The sequence below is a fragment of the Bradyrhizobium genosp. P genome (genome assembly GCF_049949265.1).
Taxonomy (GTDB): domain Bacteria; phylum Pseudomonadota; class Alphaproteobacteria; order Rhizobiales; family Xanthobacteraceae; genus Bradyrhizobium.
Genome location: NZ_CP188195.1, coordinates 8,762,307 through 8,781,796 on the forward strand (window position 1 = coordinate 8,762,307; position 19,490 = coordinate 8,781,796).

Here is a 19,490-nt window from a genome sequence, read left to right on the forward strand (position 1 = left end):
TGCGGCGCCCCACCGCTTCGGTGCAGAACTAGAGCTCTGACGGCAATATCTCGGCGTGCCTCGGATAGTCGATATAGCCTCGCCTGTCGCCGCCGTAGAACGTCGACCGGTCATAGTGGTTTAAAGGCAACTTATGCCGCAGCCGTTCGGGAAGATCCGGATTTGCGATAAAGTGGCGGCCGAACGCGACGAGGTCCGCGTCGCCGGCCGCGATAATGGCCGCGGCGCTCTCACCGTTAAATCCGCCGGCAGCGATCAAGGTGCGGCTGAATTTCCGCCGCAGTTGCTGCGCGGCAACCGGAGCCTGCCCCTTGGAAATCTCCTCGATGCCCTTGATGCGCGGCTCGATCACGTGAAGATAGGCGACGCCCAAGTGATCAAGCTGGCCTGCCACATAGCCGAAAGTCGCGGCCGGATCGCTGTCCGACATCGAGCCATAGGTGCTGCTCGGCGAGAGCCGCACACCCACGCGATCGGCTCCCCAGACCGAAATCGCGACCCGGCTGATCTCAAGAAGGAAGCGCGCGCGGTTTTCGATGCAACCACCGTATTCATCCGTGCGCTTGTTGGTGCCGTCCTCGAGGAACTGATCGGGCAGATAGCCGTTCGCGCCGTGAATCTCGACACCATCGAAACCTGCGCTCAATGCGCGCTCGGCACCAGCACGAAACTCCTCGACAATCCCCGGAATCTCCTCCAAAGTAAGCGCGCGCGGCATCGAAAACGGCACTTCTCCTTTTTTGGTGTAGGCATAACCTTCCGCCGCGATCGCGGACGGCGCAACCGGCGCCTCGCCATTGGGCTGCAGGTCGGTATGCGATTGGCGGCCGACATGCCATAGCTGCAGGAACATCCGGCCGCCCTTGGCATGAACCGCATCGGTGACGCAGCGCCATCCCTTGATCTGACTGTCCGAGTAAATACCTGGCGCGCCAGCATAGCCGTAGCCGCGGATCGAGATCGGCGTCGCCTCGGAAATGATGAGCCCACCTTCTGATACGCGCTGGGAATAATATTCGACCATCAGGTCGCTCGGAATGTCGCCTGGATCGGAGCGCATCCGCGTCAGCGGCGCCATCACGACGCGATGGGAAAGTTGATAGGGGCCAATCCTGGCCGCCGAGAACAGCATGCTCATAGTTTGCTCCTGTCGGTTTGAGTGACACGGCGGATGGTCGCTATTTCACGGCATCAGCCGCGTCCGGGAGTAGCGCGACGGGATCGAGCCGTGCTTTTTCGTGAATACGGTCCACGTCGTGCTGGCGATGGCTTGGCAGTCCTCGTTACGTCTCTCCGTCCCGACTCGGCCGCTGGCGTCCCGCATGGGTATTCTTCTCGCAGATGAGGAGCCGGTAACAACCCGATTGCTCGCTTAAACGTTGCGCAATCCTCCTGCGAAGGCGAGTTAAACGTTCTAAGAAACTGTTAAACGTGGAGACGCCGAGATGACCTTGGACGGGAAACGTCGCCCGCAGGATATCGCGGCGGCTACGCAGAATGATCAATTGGACGATGAGTTCATCGTCCAGCGCGAAATAAAAGGTCAAGGCAAGGGAGTTCGACAGACCATGCTACTCATCGTTGGCGGTAACGATGAAACCGCTGTGGCGCCTCACGACGTGCGCGACAGCGATCGTCGGTTGCTCACCAATGAGGGGGTCCGTTCTGGTCAGTCCCTGATAACCGATCTTGCCTCGGTAATCACGAAGCTCATTGCTGACGAGCACGGCACAGGCGAAGTGGCCATCGTCCAGTCGAAGGCGTTCGTGGTGTCTTGAAATTCGGCAAAAAGCCGAAGATCCAGCAGATCCCTAAGCGGCTCCGCTGTATGGACAAGGACGTTATCGGGACTCTCCGCCCGTCTAAAATTATGGGCGCGGCTCTTCAAGGAGCCCACGCGCCGCCCTGAGATCCGCGGTCTCGAAACCTTCCGTGAAACGTTCGAATACACTCGCCAGGCATCGACGAGCTTCGGCCGGCTTGCCTTCACGCTGCAGCAGGCCGGCAAGTGTCATCGCCGACCTGAGTTCAAGGCTGAGCGCTTGTTGTACCCGCGCCTTTGCAATCGAGTCCTTCAAACAACTCCTAGCGGCCTTATGGTCCTCGCGCGCTGCGAGGATTTGCGCTTCGATTCGCAGCAGTTCTGGTACGTCAAATTCAGCACCCGTATCGGTCGATCGGGCAATCGCGTCATCAACCGTTGCGAGCGCTTCTGTTAACCTCCCGACCTTTCGGAGCCCGTCTGCGAGCGCACCCATGAGGCTGGTACGAGTCACATTGTACTGTTCAATCTGCATAAGCTCCAAAGCTTCCCTCAACGACTCTATTCCTGCCGGCACCTCATTTCTCGCGATCTGCAGTTGTCCCTTGAACCCGATGCCCGCGGCCCGATAGGGTGCCAGGGAGTGTCGTCCAGCGAAAGCTATCAACTGTTCAACCAACTCCCAAGCCGTCGTGAGATTCCCCGTCCAAAAAATAACCGAACTGCCATAGAGAAGGGACGTACAAACGGATACGGGATGGCTTCCGTCGCGGCTCATCTCATCGATTGCATCTTGCGCCATTGTCATGGCCCGATCAGGAAACCCGCGCAACCACAAGACTCGGGCGAGAGCCACCTTGGCCCCTATGCGATTGACGCTCCCGAAGTAGTTGGCATGGTGTGAACCGCTTTCGGAAGCAAAAGACATTCCATTTTCGAGGTGAAACTGAGCAGCGCCTTGATCTCCACTCAAGTAATAGGAGACACCCGTCATCCAATCGGCCCAGATAAGGCCAGCGGGGTCCGAGATTGCTTGTGCTACGCTCTTTCCTTTGTCGACAGCCGCTCTTGCGCCGCGAAGATCACCTTGTCGGACGAGGAGCAAATTCAAGCTCGCCAAGAGCTGCAATTGGCGCGACCTGTCCTCGAGCGCTTCGGCAAGCGCGAGCCCACGCGCGATTGCCGCGCGAACGTTGGGGTCATTTCCGCGCGTGTACATCGACGCGAGCGCCAGCGATTCCTGGAGGATCATCTCCGTTCTGGTAGAGTTGCCGGCATCGTCGAGAGCCGCCAGAGCGCTTTCGCAAAAGCGCCTGCACTCTTCCAGCAGAGACAGGCCCAGTAGCAGCGGCGCCGATTGCGCGACGAGAGCCACTCCAAAGGTGGGATCGTCACGATCGGACAATGCCCACTCCAGCGCCGCACGCACGTTTCCTATATGCGGAGCGTATTTTGAAAGATTGTTTTTGCCGATCCTTGAGCGCGTGATGTCGTCGCTTTGGAGAAAGGCGGAATAGAACTCTGCATGCCGCCGGGCGACGCAAGCTTCCTCCCCTCGATCGGCAAGCTTTGCTCTCGCGTAGGCGCGCGTCGTGTCGAGCAAGCGATAGTATGTCGAGCCGGATATCCAGCTTGTGGAGATCAGCGACTTCGCGAGCAGGCTGTCGAGAGCATCTGTAGTGCTCGCCTCTTCGCCGAGCGTATCGGACGCGACAGAGCGGGCCGCCTCGATCGTGAAATCGCCCACGAATACCGAGAGCCTGCTAAGAACGGCCCTCTCCAGCTCGGGCAGTAGATTGTAACTCCAATCGAGCATAGCGTTCAGGGTCTGGTGTCTGGGCAGCGCGGTCCTGCGTCCATGCCAGAGCAGGCTGAAGCGATTATCAAGCAGCTCCGCGATTCCGCGAATCCCAATAGAACCGGCACGACTGGCGGCGAGTTCGATCGCGAGCGCGATACCATCAAGTCGACGACAGATCGTAGCGACAATCGGCGCTTCAATGTCGCTCAGACCCGCTCCGTGGCCACCAGCTGCGGCCCGCTCCATGAAGATCTGAGCAGCCGGATAGCTCAGCACTTCCGTGGCGGTAAGATCGGCATGCCCGGGCGGACAAGCAAGGGAATACAAAAGGTAGACGTGTTCACCTTCGACACGCAGCGACTCGCGGCTGGTCGCGAGGATATGCGCTTGCGGTGCCTCGCTGACGAGCCGTTCGGCCAACTCGGCTGCCGAATCGATCACGTGCTCACAGTTGTCGAGGATCAGGAGGACCTTCTTGTCACCTATAAAGGCCACAAGGCTCCCGAATGGATCATGAGCTTGGATCATGAAGCCAAGCGCTGAAGCGACTGCCGTGGGAACGAGCCGGGGATTCGTCAATAAACTCAGATCGACGAAGGAGACGGCGCCGCCGAAGCCGTTCAGCAATGCATGCGCGACCGAAATCGCGACCGTGGTCTTGCCTATGCCGCCCGGACCGACGATGCTCACGAAGCGCTCTGCAGCGAGCTGCTCCGATACGGCTCGAACAGCTTCTTCTCGACCGACCATCCGCGCCAATCGCGGCGGCAGCTTTCTGAGCTGCTCGCCGTCCGAGTTTCCTTCCGCGACGGTCAGCCGCCCGGTCGAACGCGAAACGGCCGCGACGAAGCAATAGCCGCGACCTGTAACATTCGAAATGTAATGAGCGCCGTGCTCTCCGTCGCTCAGCGCTTTCCGGAGGGTGGCAATCTGAACACGGAGATTGGACTCGTCCACAGTAACATTCGGCCACGCCAAGGAAATTAGCTCGCTGTAGCTGACGACCTCGCCAGCCCGCTCCGTCAAGGCGATCAGGACGTCGAGCGCGCGCCCTCCCAGCGGTATCGTTTCAGCCGCTCTCTTGAGCATCCTGCCCGCCAGTAACAGACTGAACGGGCCAAAGGAATATACGTCTCCGGGCTGAACATTGCGAAGACTGTTCATACAAGCATTCCCGCCGATGGCTCGGCATCGGCGATCTACATGGGAAGCACGCTTCATTCTACTGCCAATACATTCTACTGCCAACGCCCACTCTGGGCCAGCCGGGTTGGCAGTATCTTCGTGGGGATCCGAGCACACTCCACGAAAGGCCGAAAGCACAATCAGAACAAAGACGTAACATGGCCGATGATCGGAAGGTCGACGGTTTATGGCCCCCTCCTTCCCCAACCGCATATTCCGCGCAGGAATAAGCTTTATTACGATGACCGCTCTGCCGGAATCCTTCCATGCACGACAGCTAGGTTCTCGCTTGCTGTGCGTCTTTTCGGCGGAGGTCTTTCCATGACATCGAAGCACTCGATAGTGATCGTAGAGCCGGTTCGGACGGCCATCGGAACATTCGGCGGTACCTTGAAGGATATTCCGGTCGTTGAACTGGGCGCGGCGGCCATCGATGCCGCTCTTCAGCGGTCCAACCTGCGGCCTGACGAGGTCGGCACGGTCGTCATGGGAAACACGGTGCAGGCCGGCAACAAGATGAATCCCGCGCGCCAAGCAGCGATCCACGGGGGACTCCCGGTCCAGGTACCGGCCATGACGGTGAATCGCGTCTGCGGCTCCGGCGCGCAGGCAATCGTTTCCGCAGCACACGAAATCCTGATGGGTTCGGTGGATGCAGCCATCGCGGGCGGCATGGAGAACATGGACGCAGCTCCCTACCTGGTCGCGCGCGGCCGATGGGGCCACCGCTTGGGGGACGGCATCCTCTACGACAGCGTGTTGCGCGACGGCCTCAACGATGCCTTCTCGGACGCGCACTCGGGCTGGCACACGGAAGACCTGGCCACGAAATTTCAGATCAGCCGAGCAAAGCAAGACGAATGGGCCCTGCGTTCGCATACGCGATTTTCTGCCGCGCAGAGCGCCGGCAAATTCGAGGACGAGATCGTGCCGGTCGACGTTCGCGCCCGAAAGGGACCGAGCACGTTCCGGGTCGATGAGCATAACCGCCCGGACGCGACGATCGAGGCGCTGGCCAAGCTGAAGCCGGCTTTCCGCGATGGCGGCACGATCACCGCTGGCAATGCCCCCGGCTTGAACACCGCCGCAGCGGCGATGGTGCTGGCGGGAGAGGATTGGGCCGCCAAACGCGGTCTGGCACCGATTGCCAAGCTCGTGTCCTACGGTATCGCGGCGGTCGAGCCGGGTATGTTCGGCCTCGGCCCGATCCCCGCTGTCAGACAGGCGCTGGCGCGCGCCGGCTGGAGCAATGTTGACGTCGATCGCATCGAGATCAACGAGGCGTTTGCCGCCATAGCCCTTGCGGTCATGCAGGAACTCAAGCTGCCGCCCGAGATCGTGAATGTCGAGGGCGGCGCCATCGCGCACGGCCATCCAATCGGCGCGACCGGCGCCGTCCTGACCACCCGCCTCCTCCATTCGATGCGCCGGGACGGTCTCGGGAAAGGTATCGTCACGATGTGCATCGGCGGCGGCCAGGGGATCGCCCTGACCCTCGAGATGATTGGTTGAGGATAACCATAGGAGCCTCCCATGGCCCTCCTCGTAACAAGTGCCTCGGGCGCGAATGGCTCGGGTTACGGCAAGTTGTTGGCGTTCGATGCGAACGGCGAGTTGCAAGGCCCTTTCAGTGAGGACGACCGTATCGTCGACCCGCGCGGACTCGGCGTCGCCGGTTCATTGCTCTTCGTCAACAGTGGCTCGGACCGCATTCTGGCGCTCGATGGCAAGGCGCGTGTGGTGCGCGAGACCGGCGTGATACCCGGGCTGAACCCAGGCGGCGGTAATTTCGGACTAGATGGCCGGTATTATTGTCAATCGGCGTTGGACTGGGACCCCCGATCGGCGTCCAAAGGGGACCCCTTTGATCGGCGAGTCTTGATGGTAGCGCTCGCGGCGTCGGAGCTGGCCGGGGTTGCGGAGACGGCGCGAGCGCGGGTTGTTTGATCGTCGTCGCGGCTTTTAAAGCGCCAGCTGTCGTTACCGGTCTCGACGATGTCGCAGTGATGAGTCAAACGATCGAGCAGCGCGGTTGTCATCTTGGCGTCGCCGAACACGCTCGGCCACTCGCCGAATGCCAGATTGGTGGTGACGAGGACGGAGGCGCGCTCATAAAGGCGGCTGACGAGGTGGAAGAGAAGCTGACCGCCGGACTGGGCAAAGGGCAAATATCCGAGCTCGTCCAGGACAATGAAGTCCATGCGGGTTAGGTGCTCGGCAAGCCGGCCCTGTCGCCCGTTGCGGGTCTCGGTCTCAAGGCGGTTGACGAGGTCGACCACGTTATAGAAGCGGCCACGGGCGCCGGATCGGATGCAGCTTCGCGCGATAGCAATGGCCAGATGGGTCTTGCCGGTGCCCGTTCCGCCGACCAGGACGACGTTGCGTTGCTGGGCGATGAAGCCGCCGCCGGCGAGATCATTGACAAGCGTCTGGTTGATCGGCGTGCCGTCGAACTGGAAGTCTGCGATGTCCTTGGCAAGCGGCAACTTGGCGATGGTGAGCTGGTATTTGATCGAGCGGGCCTGCTTCTCGTTGATCTCGGCGGAGAGCAGATCGCCGACGATGCGCTGGGGTTCGTGCTGGCGTTTGACGGCGGTCGCCATGATCTCGTCGAAGGCGGCCTTCATACCGTAGAGCTTAAGCTCGCCCATGAGATCGAAGATTTGGGTTCGTTCCATCAGTTTGTCCTCCGGAGGTTGTCGTAGCGGGCACAATCGGCGATCGGCGCATAGCGAAGCGTCAAGGCGGCCGGCGTCATGATGTTGGCCGGTGGGGCAGGTTCACGTTGACGAGCCAGGATGTTGAGCACGACATCAGCGGAATGAACGCCATGAGCGACCGCCTCGGCGCAGGCGGCTTCCACCGCGGGCAATCCGTCTGTCAGCACCGCATTGAGGATATCGACCATCTGTCGATTGCCATCATCGGCACCGGCGAGCTTGCGCCGTACACGCTCAATCGCTGCGGGCAGCACCCAGTCCTTGAAGGGAGCGCCATTACGCAAGGCACCGGGCTTGCGCACCAGCACGGGCACATAGTGCCAGGGGTCGTAGACCGTTTCGCCGCGACCGAATGATCGCGGATGTTCGGCAACGACCCGGCCGTCCTGGCGGATCACGATGCGGTCAGCATAGGCCTGGACCTCAATGGGCCGCCCGACCGCGCTTGCCGCAACCGAGTACTTGTTGTTGTCGAAGCGCACCAGACAGGTCTTGGAGACCGAGGCCGGGACGGCATGGAAGCCATCGAACCGACCTGCATACGGCACGAGATTGGGTCGCTCGGCCTCGAAGATCTCCCAGACAGTCCGGTCGGCGAACTCTGGATGCCGATGAGCCTTGGCGTAGGCGATACATTTATCGAGCAGCCAGGCGTTCAGCTCATCCAATGTCTTGAAGCGCAGCCGCGGGGTGAAGAAGCGTTCGCGGACCAACCCGACCTGGTTCTCGACCTGTCCCTTCTCCCAGCCCGACGCTGGCGTGCAGGCAACCGGATCGACCAGATAATGGCTGCACATCTGCAGGAAGCGCCGATTGTAGAGGCGGCCTTTGCCGACAAAGATCGTCTCCACCGCCGTCTTCATGTTGTCGTAGATGCCGCGCCGGCAAGTCCCCTTGAACAGTGCGAACGCCCGGTTGTGGGCGTCAAACACCATCTCCTGCGTCTCGCGCGGATAGGCCCGAACAAACAGCATCCGACTGTGGCAAAGCCGGACATGCGCCGCCTTCACCACCACCGTGGTCCCGCTCAACAGGACGACTTCGTGGCTCCAGTCAAACTGGTAGGCTTCGCCGGGCGCAAAGCTCAACGGCACATAAGCTGAGGTCGTCGAGGCGCCACGCTCTCGGCTCCACCGCCGCGCATAGCGACGAACCGCGTCGTAGCCGCCGGCATATCCGAGGCCGCGAAGCTCTTCGAACAAGCGGATCAGCGTCAGCCGTTCGCGCGTCGTCTTGCTCTCGTTCGCCGCCAGCAACCGGTCAAGCTCGGCACTCCACGGGCCCATCTTCGGAAGCGGCTGCGTCTCTCGCTCGTACCGGAACTCCGTCGCCTCCGAACGGATGACCTTGCGGACCACCTTGCGCGATACGCCAAGCTCCCGGCAGATCGCCTTGATGGGCTGACCATGAACAAAATAGGCGCGACGGATCTTCGCAATCGTCTCCACCACCAGCATCCCAACCTCGGCTTCCATGACTTGATGGAAGCCACTGTGGACCCTTGTCCCGGGGTCCCGATTGGATGCCGATTACCCCGAATACGGGGTCCTTATTCCATGCCGAAACACATACGGCGGCCCCATTGGAAACCGGGCGCGCTTCCTGCTGGAGGTGACACAGGCCACCATTTCGGTCTGGGGAGCCGACCGAGTGGGCTTGCGCATCTCTCCGAGCGGCACGTACGGGTCGATGTCGGACAGCGATCCACAGGCGACCTTCGGATACGTGGCAACCGCGCTCGATCGCTTGGGCATCGCGTACCTCCATGTCGTCGAGCCCCGCATCAAGGGTACCGAGGAGATCGCTTTCGGCCAGGCTCCCGTCGCGGTCCAGCATTTGCGGCCGAAGTTCTCGAGAACCTTGATCGCTGCCGGCGGCTTCGACCCGGCCTCGGCAGAAGCCATCGTCGCCTCCGGCGACGCCGACCTCGTCGCCTTCGGGCGCCACTTCATCTCGAACCCGGACCTGCCGGAGCGTCTGCGGCAGGGACTGCCGCTCAACGCTTACGACCGATCGACGTTCTACGGCGGCGACTCGCAAGGCTACACCGACTACCCGACGGCCAAAGCCGCCGCCTGACCAGCCGCTGACCTCTCTGCCCGTGAGGGTGGATGACGCCGGCCCCCAATCGAGCGATGGCCGTCTTTCGCCGGCGAGCCTTACCGCTCGCCGGCGATTGCTTGTCGCTGCACTTGCACGGACGACCGACGGCCCGCTCGACTACGACGGGCTGCGAGGTGGGACGATTGCGGTGCCAAACGCTAGATCGGCGAACGAGGCAGGATCTCGGCGATCGGCACGGTCCGCCCGTCCAAAATTGATCGCGATACGGCGACCATCACGGCAATGTTGCCCAAGATCTGCTCCTCGGTAAATGGATAGGACGCTTCGCCTCCGAGCGACAGCGCGAACCGCTCGAGATTGGCCCGCACGGCATCCTTGCCGGGCAGCGTCGTGACTATGGGCCCGAACGCGCGACGCTGCGCGGTCAGCGTGCTAGGACCGGATTGGTCCGGATGGGACGCGTCACGGACTTCAGCCCACCCTTCGCTGCCGAAGACCGTGAGCCGCGAATAGAATGGCGTGGCGAGCACGCTGGAGAAGTAACCAGTAGCCTTGGACGCAAAGCCGACGTGTACGGATAGAGTGTCTGCGTAGCCCGTGTTTTCAATGCGCGTCGCGGGAAAAGCCGTCACGGTCTCGACAGGGCCGAACAGATCCAAGAACATGTCCGTCAGGTGGATACCCGTCGCCGTCATCGCGAGCGGCACCTCACCCTGCGCGCTGACCCGCCAATTCCCTCCAGCGATGCCACGGAGTTTGTCGTGATGGAAACACGCCTCGACGTGCATGATCGTTCCGAAGAAGCCATCGGCCAGCAACTTACGCAGTTCGTCCATCGCCGGCTCGAACCGGCGTTCATGTCCGACGCCGAGGCGAACTCCTGTGGCGCGACACGCATCGAGCGCTCGTCTGACCTCCGTCACGTCGAGCCCGATCGGCTTCTCGCAGAAGACGTGTTTGCCCGCATGAGCCACCGTTTCGATCTGTCGCGCATGCAGCGAATGGGGCGTCGCCAGAATGACGAGATCGATGGAAGGATCGGCGAGAACCCGAGCGAGATCCGTCGTGAAGTCCGCGCCATATTTTCCTGCAAGTGCCCGTTGCTCATCACGGTTTCCGACCGCCTGCACTATATGAATGACGTCGGATCCGATCGTCTGCCGCAGGATGTGCTGACCCCACCATCCCAGGCCGACGATCGCTGCCTTTGTCGCACGAGTTCGGGCGGTCGACGAACTCACGCTTTGAACTCCATCACGTAGAGCCCGCCATTGTAGTCGGTGCTGTAAATGAGGCCCGACGCATCGACGAAAACGTCCGCAGATTGAATGACCCTCGGTCGACCAGGTCGGCTATCGACCAGACCGTTCGGAGCCGGTGGAACCAACGCGCCAACCTCACGAGGTGCGTAGCGGTCGCGAATGTCGAACACCCGCACCCCGGCGTTTTGGTACGTCGCGAAGATCAGTTCGGAGCTTATGAAGCTGCCCGGTCGGTTTTCATGCAGATTATGAGGGCCGAAATGCCCCGGCTTCGCCTTGTAATCGATATCCGAGGGCGACTTGAAGGTCGAAATGCTCACCGGGTTGGACGGCTCGCGGATGTCGAACAACCATACCAGCTTCTCGCCGTCCTCCTGATGATCCAGCACGGCCTCGTCAAGCACCGCCACCAAATCGCGATCGGGCAGCGGCAGGCAGTTATGGGTACCTCCGCCGAACGGCGGAGACCAATTCTTGTGAGCGATAAGCCTCGGTTCGGTTCGATCCTTGACATCTAGGATCACCATCCCGGCATCGCGCCAGGCGAGATAGGCCGTATCGCCGTGGACGATGGGGTGATGCAAGCCCTGCCTGCGCGAGGGATCCGCCACGGTGGCCTCGCCCGCGGCGGCATTCATTCCCGGCAACCAGTACCGTCCGACCTCCTTGGGACGGCCAGGATCGCTCATGTCGATCGTGATGAAGATGTAGTCGGTGAAGCCGTCGATCAGGGCCGACGCATAGGCCCAACGCCCGCCGGTATACCATAGGCGGTGGATGCCGCCGCCCTCGATCGGCATGAACCCTATCTCGCGCGGCGCTTCGCTTCGCGAGATGTCGTAGACGGCGAGACCTGCCCGCCAGTCGCGGGGCCGCCGGCCGATATCCGCCGTGCCGACCTTCCTCCCGAGCTCTCCCTTGTAGTAGGCCTTCTCGTCTTGAAACTCCGAGGCGGCAAACATGTCCTTGGCATTGATGACGAGGAGCAGATCGTCCTGCGTCTGGAGGTGAATGTTCCAAGTGTTCTGAGCAGCAGCGACGTAATCCACTGTCTTTGGCCGCGTGGGATCCCTGACATCCACGACGCTGAAACCCTTAGAGAACATGTGGCCGATATACGCGAATCCGCGGTGGACCATGAGTTGCACGCCGTCCGGACGGCCGCCTTGATCGCAATGCCCGATGAGCCGCATGTTGCGTGCCAGTTCGGGGACCGGAAGAACCTGACTTCCCATGTGACGTACCAAGCTCCTACGCTGAATGAAGAAATGCGGACGACGCAGTGTGCTTCAGAATACCCGGAATGCTGTGGAACTCACGCCAATGCGCGTCGTCGGCCCCATTTCCGGGCGACGCATGAGCGAGCATGTATTCTCCGAGGCTGCGCCCCTGGGCCACGGCCTTCCCGGCGATCGGCAGACGCTCACGCTCGAAGCGAGACAGACCTTCGAGCAAATTCGGATGGCTTGCGAGCGAGTCTGCCAGCACCTCCGCGTCCGTGCCGGCCTTGGCGATACCCATGCCGATGTGAGGCCGAGCTACCGCCGCGGCGTCGCCGATCAGCGCGACGCGGCCGTACACCATCCTCTCGACCAGCAGATCGTAGATCGGCGTAAAGAAGGGTTTGGCGACGCAAAACAGAATATCGCGCATCGGAGGAGGCAGGAACTCCCGCGCGTCTTCCTTGAGACGTGCGATGACATCGGCTCGGACCTTCGGCGGGGGGATCGAAACGGCGTGGTACACCCCGTCTTCGTCGACCAGTATATTGTCCAAAGCGGCTCGGTCGACCGCCCGATACCAGACCCAATTCCACCGACGATGGCCGGGCCGCAGATCGTTGTCCGGTCCGGCGATCGGATAGCCGATATTCTTGTTATGAGGCGGCAAGAAGAACGCGAACTTGTCGAAGACCGCAGCGTGCGCCTCTTTCGGAATGGCGTCCTCGTCAGCAAGACCACGCCATACCACATAACCCGCGTAGATCGGCTGAATCTCCGGGGCGAACATGTTGCGCACGACCGAGCGAAACCCGTCAGCGCCGACGAGCAGATCACCGGTCACACGTTCGCCGTTCTCGAAGATCGCCGTCACGGAGTCCGCGTCCTGCTCGATGGCCTTCAGATTGTAACCGAGATGATGCGTGCCTTGAGGAATCGTGGCTCGCATAATCTGGTGCAGTCGATCCCAGGACGTGACGATCTGTTCGTAGGGTAGTCGCTCGATCACATTGCCCTGAGAATCCAAAGCGACGCGTTCGTGGACGGTGACGCCCAAATCATTCAATCGTGCGCTGCTTCGCTCCAGCGACTGTATGAGATCGGGATGGGTGACGATTCCCGCTCCCCGCCCACGAAGTTCGACATCGCTACGCTCGTATACGTCGGTCTCCCAGCCGGCCTTCCGCAGAAGTGAAGCTGCGAAGAGACCCGACATCGAGCCGCCGATCACGATCGCGCGGCGTGAAGGTGAAGAACCATTCGTCTTTGTCATCGCGAAACTCCTCTCAATCTTTCCGCATTTTGGAGAAATCGTACAAGCTCATCAGCACCACCCCGAGCAGCGGTGGTCCCACGACCACCAGAAGCGAAGCGAAGGACCACCCGGCCATCTCCACCAGCTTGCCGAAAAGCCAGCCGGCAACCGGTCCCGGCAAGTAGAACGCGGCGAGAGCGACGGCCCCCGCATAGCCGATCTGGCTCGGATCAACGCTTCGCTGCACGACCGACATGAATCTCGTGAACAGGAAGCCGCTCATCGTCAGGCCAAAGATCAGCGATAGCAGCAAGTGAAGCCTGAATTCAGCGATGCCGTCGAACAGTACGTAGCCGGACGTCGCCATAAGAAGGAGGGCACCAACGATGCTCCTGTTGCTGATCTTGTCGCCAAGCCAACCGCCGAACACACCAAGCATGGCACCGATGCCGTACATGCCAAGCGCCGCACCGGCATCGACGACCGAGAAAGCAAGGACCGTATGGGCGTAACTCGCATAGAGCGCCGAGTACGAGAAGAACGAGAAGCCGACGAGCCCGAACGAGACCGAGCTCAGGACCAAATTGCGTGTCCAGATCGATCCAGCCGGTTCCTCGATATCCCGTACCAGCGACGACTTCGGGCCGGCATCGGTGAATTCCAGAGGGATGACGATCGCAGCGACGACGGCCACCGCGATGCCGGCTATCCCGTAGGCGTAGAACGACGACGACCAGGAACTTGTCCAGCCTTCGAGGCGAGTGCCGAGGACTGGCCCCAGGAACGCGCCCAAGCCGAAGAATGTCTGCATAGCGCCCATGGCGGCGCCGCGCCGCGCACCGAAGTACGCTCCCATGCACGCAAAGACGGCACCCACCTGTAGCGCCTCTCCGACGCCAGTGAGGGCCCGCAAGATCGTCAGGCTGACGAAGCCGGTGGCGAGCGGCGTCAGCAGAGTGAACAGCGAGTAGCAGACAAGGCCGCCCAACAGAACGTATCGCCGTCCGAACTTGGTCATGAACCAGCCGCTCAGAGCCGCGAAGATAGCCACGTTGACCGTGAATACGGTGCTTACGAAGCCCGCTTCAGGAAGAGTGAGACCGTAGTCGGAGCGAATGCTGCCCAAAAGGGCCGGAAAGACCTGCCGATCCATGGCGTTGAACATGTATGAGACGCCCAACAGCAACACCAGGCCGATCGCCTGTCGCGTGCTCGAAGGCTTCGCGTCGGTTTCCACCAAAGGCGAAGATACAGCTTCGTTCGTTATCATCGTTGCGTTCCTCCACACTTTTCGTTTTTGGATCTTTTATTGTCCGACAGGCATTTCGAATTGCAGCGTCGCTAATTTCGTCAGAAGGTCGGCTTGGATCGACTGGCTCAGGGGCGTGAGGGGTGGCCGCACGATCTGCCAGGCTGCACGACCGGTGAAGTGCGCCAGAGCTCCTTTCATTGCCGGAATCAGTTCGAACGACTGGAAAGTTCGCCGCACCGCATCGACTTTGACTTGCAAGGCGCGCGTTTCGTCGCTCTGACGGTTGTCCTCGAGCGCGCGGGCGAGGCCGCTGATCGCCGCTGGGTTGACGTTCACCGTCGCGCTGATACAGCCGACGCCACCGATCGAGATCGCGTCCGTCAGAAAGACTTCGCTCGCGGGAAATACGTCGAAGTTTTCCTTGGCGAAGTTCTCGATCATCGCCTTCGAATTGGCCCAATCTCCGGAGGAATCCTTCGCACCAGCTATTACCCGCGGATAGCGCTTGAGAAGCCGCTCGATCAGCGAGAGCGTGATCGGCACCTCGGTCAGTTGCGGAATATGATAAAGATAGATCGCGAGATTAGGATCGGCTACGGCATCGATGACGTCCGCATAGTATGAAAACACCCCCTCCTCGGAGACTCTCTTGAAATAGAACGGCGGCAGCATCAGAACGCCCGATGCGCCATTCTGCACTGCGTGTCTCGTCAGACGCACGGCTTCCTTGACCGAGCACGCCCCGGTCCCAGGCATGAGCTTGTGCGCCGGGATCCCGGCCTCGAGCAAACCTTCGGTGAGGGCAATCCGTTCATCGGCGCTGAGCGAGGCGGCCTCGGAGTTCGTTCCGAAGATCGCCAGGCCGGCATCGTTGGCCAGCAGCCATCGACAGTGAGCGAGAAACGCGGGAAAGTCGGGCTCTCGGTCCTGATCGAACGGCGTCAGTACGGGCGCGAGCGCTCCCCTCAACCGGCTTCTGGCGACAACGGACTCTCCCAATTTTTCCTCCTCTGTCACAAAGCATTCTCGACGGTGGTGGGAGTGGCGCGTTCGCTACGCGGCGCATGTACGGTACCCTCGCCTCTTCGCGGCAAGCCCATCGCCAGAACCTGCGCGAGATGCACGGCGGTGCGCCCCGTCATGTGCTTCACCTGCTCGCGGCAACTGAATCCGTTCGTGACGATCACGGTGTCGGCCGGTCGCTTGCGGACCTCCGGCACCAAAACCAATTCGGCCACGTTGCGCGACAGCCCGACATGATCCGGATCGAACCCGAACGAACCGGCCATTCCGCAGCAGCCGCTGTCGAGCCAGGTCGCGCGGACGCCTGCTCTCTCGAGCATTGCGGCGTCGCCGCGGCTACCAAACAACGACTTCTGATGACAATGTGTGTGGACGAGCACGTCTACGTCCAGTGATGGCGGCTGATAGTCATGCGCGAGCAGGAAGTCCCCCAGCAGGAACACGCTGCGCGAGATTCGCTGAGCCCGAGGGTCGTCGGGAAAGAACTTGGGCAACTCGTCTTTGAACACCGACAGGCACCCCGGCTCCAGGCCGACGATGCCCACGGGCTGCTCCAATTTCGTTTCCATCATGGGGGACAGGACGTCGATAATCTGCTGCAGCCGACGTTTCGCGAGATCCAAGTAGCCGAAGTCGTATAGAGGCCGTCCGCAGCACAGGCGCTGCGTCGGAAGGATCGGTTCGAAGCCGGCGTCCCGCAAAATCGTCACGGCGGCCTCGGCGACCTCCGGCTGGAAATTGTCGCAAAACGTATCTAGCCAGAGGATCACCGGCGCCTTTCCGCGGGAGACTGCGGCCTGACCCGTGGTGAATGAGCGGCGAAAGCCTGTCCCGGCGAATTTCGGGAGATCCCGATCGGATGCGACGCCGGCGACCCACTTCGATACGGACGAAAGCAGCGGCGCGCTCGTCACGAAATTCGTGAGACGCGGCACCGCCGCGGCCAGCGGCGCCCAATCGCCGATGCGGCCCATGGACCAGGCTTGGCGAGGGCGCGGTCTATGCTCGTAATAATGAGATAGGAATTCCGCCTTGTACGACGCCATGTCGGTGTGCGTCGGGCAGTCGCTCCGGCAGCCCTTGCAGCTCAAGCACGTATCCAGGGCCTCCTTGACGGCCTCGCTCTTCCACCCGTCGCGGACGACGTCGCCTTGCAACATTTCCCACAACAGCCTGGCCCTGCCGCGCGTCGAGTAGCGCTCTTCGCCGGTGGCCCGGTAGCTCGGGCACATCGTCCCGCCCTTTGCTGCGCGGCACTTCCCCATCCCGACACACCTCTCGACCGCGCGCTGGAAGCCGTCTCCTTCCTGGCTCCGGAACATCATGTGCGTGGATATCGGAACGACCCTGTAGTCGGGACCGGCGCGCAGATTTTCGTCGATCCGATAGGCGTCGACCACTTTTCCGGGATTGAGGAGACCGCCAGGATCCCAAATGCGTTTGAACGTGCGCATCGCATCCGTCAGTTCCTCGCCGAACATGACCGGCAAGAACTCGCCCTTGGCCTGTCCGTCGCCGTGCTCGCCGGACAGGGACCCACCGAACGCGACGACGAGTTCGGTGGCCTCCCGAACGAAGCTTCTATATTGCTCGACCCCTTGCTTCGTCCGAAGATCGAACGTGATACGCGCGTGCACGCAGCCGTCGCCGAAATGGCCGAAAAGAGAGGTCCGGTAACCGTACCGCGCCACGAGCGCGTTGAAGGCGCGGAGGTAGTACCCCAGCCGATGCGGATCCACAGCGGCGTCCTCCCAGCCAACCTGCGGATCGGGCACATTAGGATCGATCGACAACTGCGTGGCAGAAGCGCCGTTTTCGCGGATCGACCAAATCCGCTGTTGCATGGCGCGATCCGTCACGATCCGCGTGGTCGGCCTCGGACCGCCCGGTCTGGCCAGGAAATAGGCGGCCGCCCTCTCGGCCTGTTCGCTTGCCTGGATTTCTGTGTCCGCACCGAATTCGAGGACGACCCAGGCATCGCCGAGCGGCAAAAGTTCGATTTCCGCCTGGGCGAGATTGCGCGCCTGAAGGCCCCGTATGATCATCCGGTCGAGCCCTTCGACCGCGATCGGCCGAAAGCGCTCGTACTCTGGAACGGCATCGGCGGCGAGGTAGATGTCGTCGAAGCCGAGAACCAACAGAACCCTGTGGGGAGGACTGCTGACCAAATCCAGAGATGCCTTGAGGATGAGCGCACATGTACCTTCGGTCCCGACCAGCGCGCGAGCCAGGTTGAACCCGTTTTCCGGGAGAAGCTGATCGAGATTGAAGCCGGACACGCGCCGCTTGATCGACGGAAACCTCTTCCGGATTTGGTCGGCATAGCGATCTCTTAGATCCCTGAGATCGCGGTAGATCTGCCCTTTGCGTCCCCCAGCGTGGACGATTCGGTCGATTTCCTCCTCGGTCGTAGGTCCTACCCAGAACCGCTCTCCATCATAGGTCATGATCTCGAGGGCGCGGACATTCTCCAGCGTCTTACCGGCCATCACCGAATGAGCGCCGCACGAATTGTTGCCGATCATTCCTCCCAGCGTGCAACGGCTGTGGGTGGAAGGGTCCGGCGCGAACGTCAGGCCATGATGTTCCGCCGCAGAGCGCAACGTGTCGCAGACCACGCCAGGCTCGACGAGCGCGGTCTTAGACGTGGGATCAACTTCCAGAATACGACTGCAGGCCACCGACAGATCAAAAACCACGGCTTCGTTGACCGTCTGGCCGCTCATCGACGTGCCAGCACCGCGAACCAATAACGGCGCCCGATTTTCGTGACAGATAGCGACGCCTTTCACGAACTCGTCTACGGAACGCGGCACGACGACGCCGATCGGCACTTGCCGGTAGTTGGACGCGTCAGACGCGTAGACGGCCTTGTGCGCGGCATCGAAGCGAACCGCCGAACCAAGCGCGCTGCGGAGCGCATCCTGAAGGTGGCGCCAGTTCCTGCTCATGCGCCGCCTCTGATCTGTTTCAAGAATTCAACGAGCGCTTCCCCGATCTCGTGCGGAGCATCTTCCGGCACGTAGTGCTTGGCTTCGACCCCGACCACCGTTTGGTTCGGCCACTTGAGACAGTGCTCGCGTGCCGCTCCGGCCGTTCCGTGGCCCTGCGAGGCGTCGATGAAGAGTTTGGGAAGGTGCGTGCTCGCCCCCATCCAGGCGCTGTAGCGCTCGACTGCCGCGCTCATGTCGGCCGGTTCGCCGTCGAAGGGAATGTCGCGAGGAAACACTAATGTCGGCAGCCGCGACTCCGGCACGCTGAAAGGTGCGCCATAGACCGCTTTCTCTTCGACGTCCAGCCTTCGGATGACGCCGTATTCGAACAGCATCTTCTCGACGAAGAAGTTGTCGCGCAACACGAGGTCCTCTCCTTCGGGGCCACGCAGACGCCGAAAGATCCGCTGCCGCTCAGGAGGCATATCAGTCCATCGCCGGGGACGGACCATCGCCTCCATGTAGGCAATGCCGGAAACGCTACCGGGATAACGACAGGTTCGATTGAACCCGAGCGCGGCGCCCCAATCCTGCACTACGAGCACGATATTTCCGGTCAACGCCAGCTTGTCGAACCAGGCGTCGAGATAGGCGACATGATCGAAGAAGCGATATGCGCTCCGCGGCGATTTGCCGGATTGGCCGAAGCCGATCAGATCCGGTGCGAGCACTCGCCCGAAGGGCACTGCATACGGAATAACGTTCCGCCACATGTAGGACGAGGTAGGGTTGCCGTGAAGGAACACGATCGGATCGCCCTGCCCGACATCGACATAGGCCATCTCGGCGTCGAGCACGGACAGTCGCTTCATGTCGTACGGGAATGCGGGGCTTATCGGTCGATGCTGCACTGCACTGTTTCGATCGAGCATCCAATTCCTCCCTGAGATCGTGACCGCGATTCCTTGTTTCGATCGTCCTCAAACGAACGGAGCGTCTCTTGGCGCAACGTC

14 protein-coding genes are annotated in these 19,490 nt (G+C 61.4%); 3 read left to right on the forward strand and 11 right to left on the reverse strand.

Features of this window, described 5'->3' with window-relative positions; genetic code table 11:
- Positions 1-28: 28 nt before the first annotated feature.
- The gene (locus ACP2YO_RS42065; RefSeq protein WP_426437064.1) at positions 29-1,138 is read right to left on the reverse strand and encodes an alkene reductase; all 1,110 of its coding nucleotides are present in this window, start codon (positions 1,136-1,138) and stop codon (positions 29-31) included.
- Positions 1,139-1,445: 307 nt separating this feature from the next.
- On the opposite strand from ACP2YO_RS42065, the gene ACP2YO_RS42070 reads away from it, so the two are divergent.
- Complete coding sequence (locus ACP2YO_RS42070) at positions 1,446-1,778, forward strand: hypothetical protein (protein WP_426437065.1); 333 nt, start codon at positions 1,446-1,448, stop codon at positions 1,776-1,778.
- A 90-nt stretch (positions 1,779-1,868) separates the two neighbouring features.
- Here ACP2YO_RS42070 and ACP2YO_RS42075 read toward each other — a convergent pair whose 3' ends face one another.
- Positions 1,869-4,727 (reverse strand): ATP-binding protein, encoded by a 2,859-nt coding sequence (locus tag ACP2YO_RS42075; RefSeq protein WP_426437066.1) that lies wholly within the window; start codon positions 4,725-4,727, stop codon positions 1,869-1,871.
- Positions 4,728-5,069: 342 nt separating this feature from the next.
- Here ACP2YO_RS42075 and ACP2YO_RS42080 point away from each other — a divergent pair, with 342 nt between their 5' ends.
- The gene (locus ACP2YO_RS42080) at positions 5,070-6,260 is read left to right on the forward strand and encodes a thiolase family protein (RefSeq protein WP_426437067.1); all 1,191 of its coding nucleotides are present in this window, start codon (positions 5,070-5,072) and stop codon (positions 6,258-6,260) included.
- A 302-nt stretch (positions 6,261-6,562) separates the two neighbouring features.
- Here the strand turns inward: ACP2YO_RS42080 and istB are convergent, their stop codons facing one another.
- Positions 6,563-7,426, reverse strand: coding sequence for an IS21-like element helper ATPase IstB (gene istB / locus ACP2YO_RS42085; protein WP_426435624.1), 864 nt, complete (start codon positions 7,424-7,426; stop codon positions 6,563-6,565).
- On the reverse strand, positions 7,426-8,925 hold the full coding sequence (gene istA, locus ACP2YO_RS42090; protein ID WP_426443088.1) for an IS21 family transposase: 1,500 nt from the start codon (positions 8,923-8,925) through the stop codon (positions 7,426-7,428). The genes istB and istA overlap by 1 nt, the downstream gene beginning before the upstream one ends.
- A 61-nt stretch (positions 8,926-8,986) precedes the next feature.
- Between istA and ACP2YO_RS42095 the strand changes: the two genes are divergently transcribed.
- Entirely contained in the window at positions 8,987-9,547 is a 561-nt protein-coding gene (locus ACP2YO_RS42095) for a hypothetical protein (RefSeq protein ID WP_426437068.1), read from the forward strand.
- 182 nt (positions 9,548-9,729) lie between these two features.
- Here ACP2YO_RS42095 and ACP2YO_RS42100 read toward each other — a convergent pair whose 3' ends face one another.
- From ACP2YO_RS42100 to ACP2YO_RS42130, 7 genes are read right to left on the reverse strand one after another with little or no spacing between them, the layout of a single operon-like run.
- On the reverse strand, positions 9,730-10,773 hold the full coding sequence (locus tag ACP2YO_RS42100) for a Gfo/Idh/MocA family protein (RefSeq protein ID WP_426437069.1): 1,044 nt from the start codon (positions 10,771-10,773) through the stop codon (positions 9,730-9,732).
- The gene (locus ACP2YO_RS42105) at positions 10,770-12,029 is read right to left on the reverse strand and encodes an LVIVD repeat-containing protein (RefSeq protein WP_426437070.1); all 1,260 of its coding nucleotides are present in this window, start codon (positions 12,027-12,029) and stop codon (positions 10,770-10,772) included. Before ACP2YO_RS42105 ends, ACP2YO_RS42100 begins: the two co-directional genes overlap by 4 nt.
- A 16-nt stretch (positions 12,030-12,045) precedes the next feature.
- A complete protein-coding gene (locus ACP2YO_RS42110) occupies positions 12,046-13,245 on the reverse strand; it encodes an FAD binding domain-containing protein (protein WP_426437071.1) in 1,200 nt (399 codons plus the stop codon).
- A gap of 55 nt (positions 13,246-13,300) precedes the next feature.
- Complete coding sequence (locus ACP2YO_RS42115) at positions 13,301-14,539, reverse strand: MFS transporter (protein ID WP_426437072.1); 1,239 nt, start codon at positions 14,537-14,539, stop codon at positions 13,301-13,303.
- A 36-nt stretch (positions 14,540-14,575) separates the two neighbouring features.
- Positions 14,576-15,538, reverse strand: coding sequence for a dihydrodipicolinate synthase family protein (locus ACP2YO_RS42120; protein ID WP_426437073.1), 963 nt, complete (start codon positions 15,536-15,538; stop codon positions 14,576-14,578).
- Positions 15,535-18,495 (reverse strand): FAD-binding and (Fe-S)-binding domain-containing protein, encoded by a 2,961-nt coding sequence (locus ACP2YO_RS42125; protein WP_426437074.1) that lies wholly within the window; start codon positions 18,493-18,495, stop codon positions 15,535-15,537. Before ACP2YO_RS42125 ends, ACP2YO_RS42120 begins: the two co-directional genes overlap by 4 nt.
- Positions 18,492-19,409, reverse strand: a complete 918-nt coding sequence (locus tag ACP2YO_RS42130) for a haloalkane dehalogenase (protein ID WP_426437075.1) — start codon at positions 19,407-19,409, stop codon at positions 18,492-18,494. Before ACP2YO_RS42130 ends, ACP2YO_RS42125 begins: the two co-directional genes overlap by 4 nt.
- Between the last annotated feature and the right edge of the window lie 81 nt (positions 19,410-19,490).

What these genes read in the sequence shown, in the direction of transcription:
- ACP2YO_RS42065 (WP_426437064.1), bottom strand. Translation starts at nt 1,138, where the DNA reads ATGAGCATGCTGTTCTCGGCGGCCAGGATTGGCCCCTATCAACTTTCC.
- ACP2YO_RS42070 (WP_426437065.1), top strand. Translation starts at nt 1,446, where the DNA reads ATGACCTTGGACGGGAAACGTCGCCCGCAGGATATCGCGGCGGCTACG.
- ACP2YO_RS42075 (WP_426437066.1), bottom strand. Translation starts at nt 4,727, where the DNA reads ATGAACAGTCTTCGCAATGTTCAGCCCGGAGACGTATATTCCTTTGGC.
- ACP2YO_RS42080 (WP_426437067.1), top strand. Translation starts at nt 5,070, where the DNA reads ATGACATCGAAGCACTCGATAGTGATCGTAGAGCCGGTTCGGACGGCC.
- istB (WP_426435624.1), bottom strand. Translation starts at nt 7,426, where the DNA reads ATGGAACGAACCCAAATCTTCGATCTCATGGGCGAGCTTAAGCTCTAC.
- istA (WP_426443088.1), bottom strand. Translation starts at nt 8,925, where the DNA reads ATGCTGGTGGTGGAGACGATTGCGAAGATCCGTCGCGCCTATTTTGTT.
- ACP2YO_RS42105 (WP_426437070.1), bottom strand. Translation starts at nt 12,029, where the DNA reads ATGGGAAGTCAGGTTCTTCCGGTCCCCGAACTGGCACGCAACATGCGG.
- ACP2YO_RS42115 (WP_426437072.1), bottom strand. Translation starts at nt 14,539, where the DNA reads ATGATAACGAACGAAGCTGTATCTTCGCCTTTGGTGGAAACCGACGCG.
- ACP2YO_RS42125 (WP_426437074.1), bottom strand. Translation starts at nt 18,495, where the DNA reads ATGAGCAGGAACTGGCGCCACCTTCAGGATGCGCTCCGCAGCGCGCTT.
- ACP2YO_RS42130 (WP_426437075.1), bottom strand. Translation starts at nt 19,409, where the DNA reads ATGCTCGATCGAAACAGTGCAGTGCAGCATCGACCGATAAGCCCCGCA.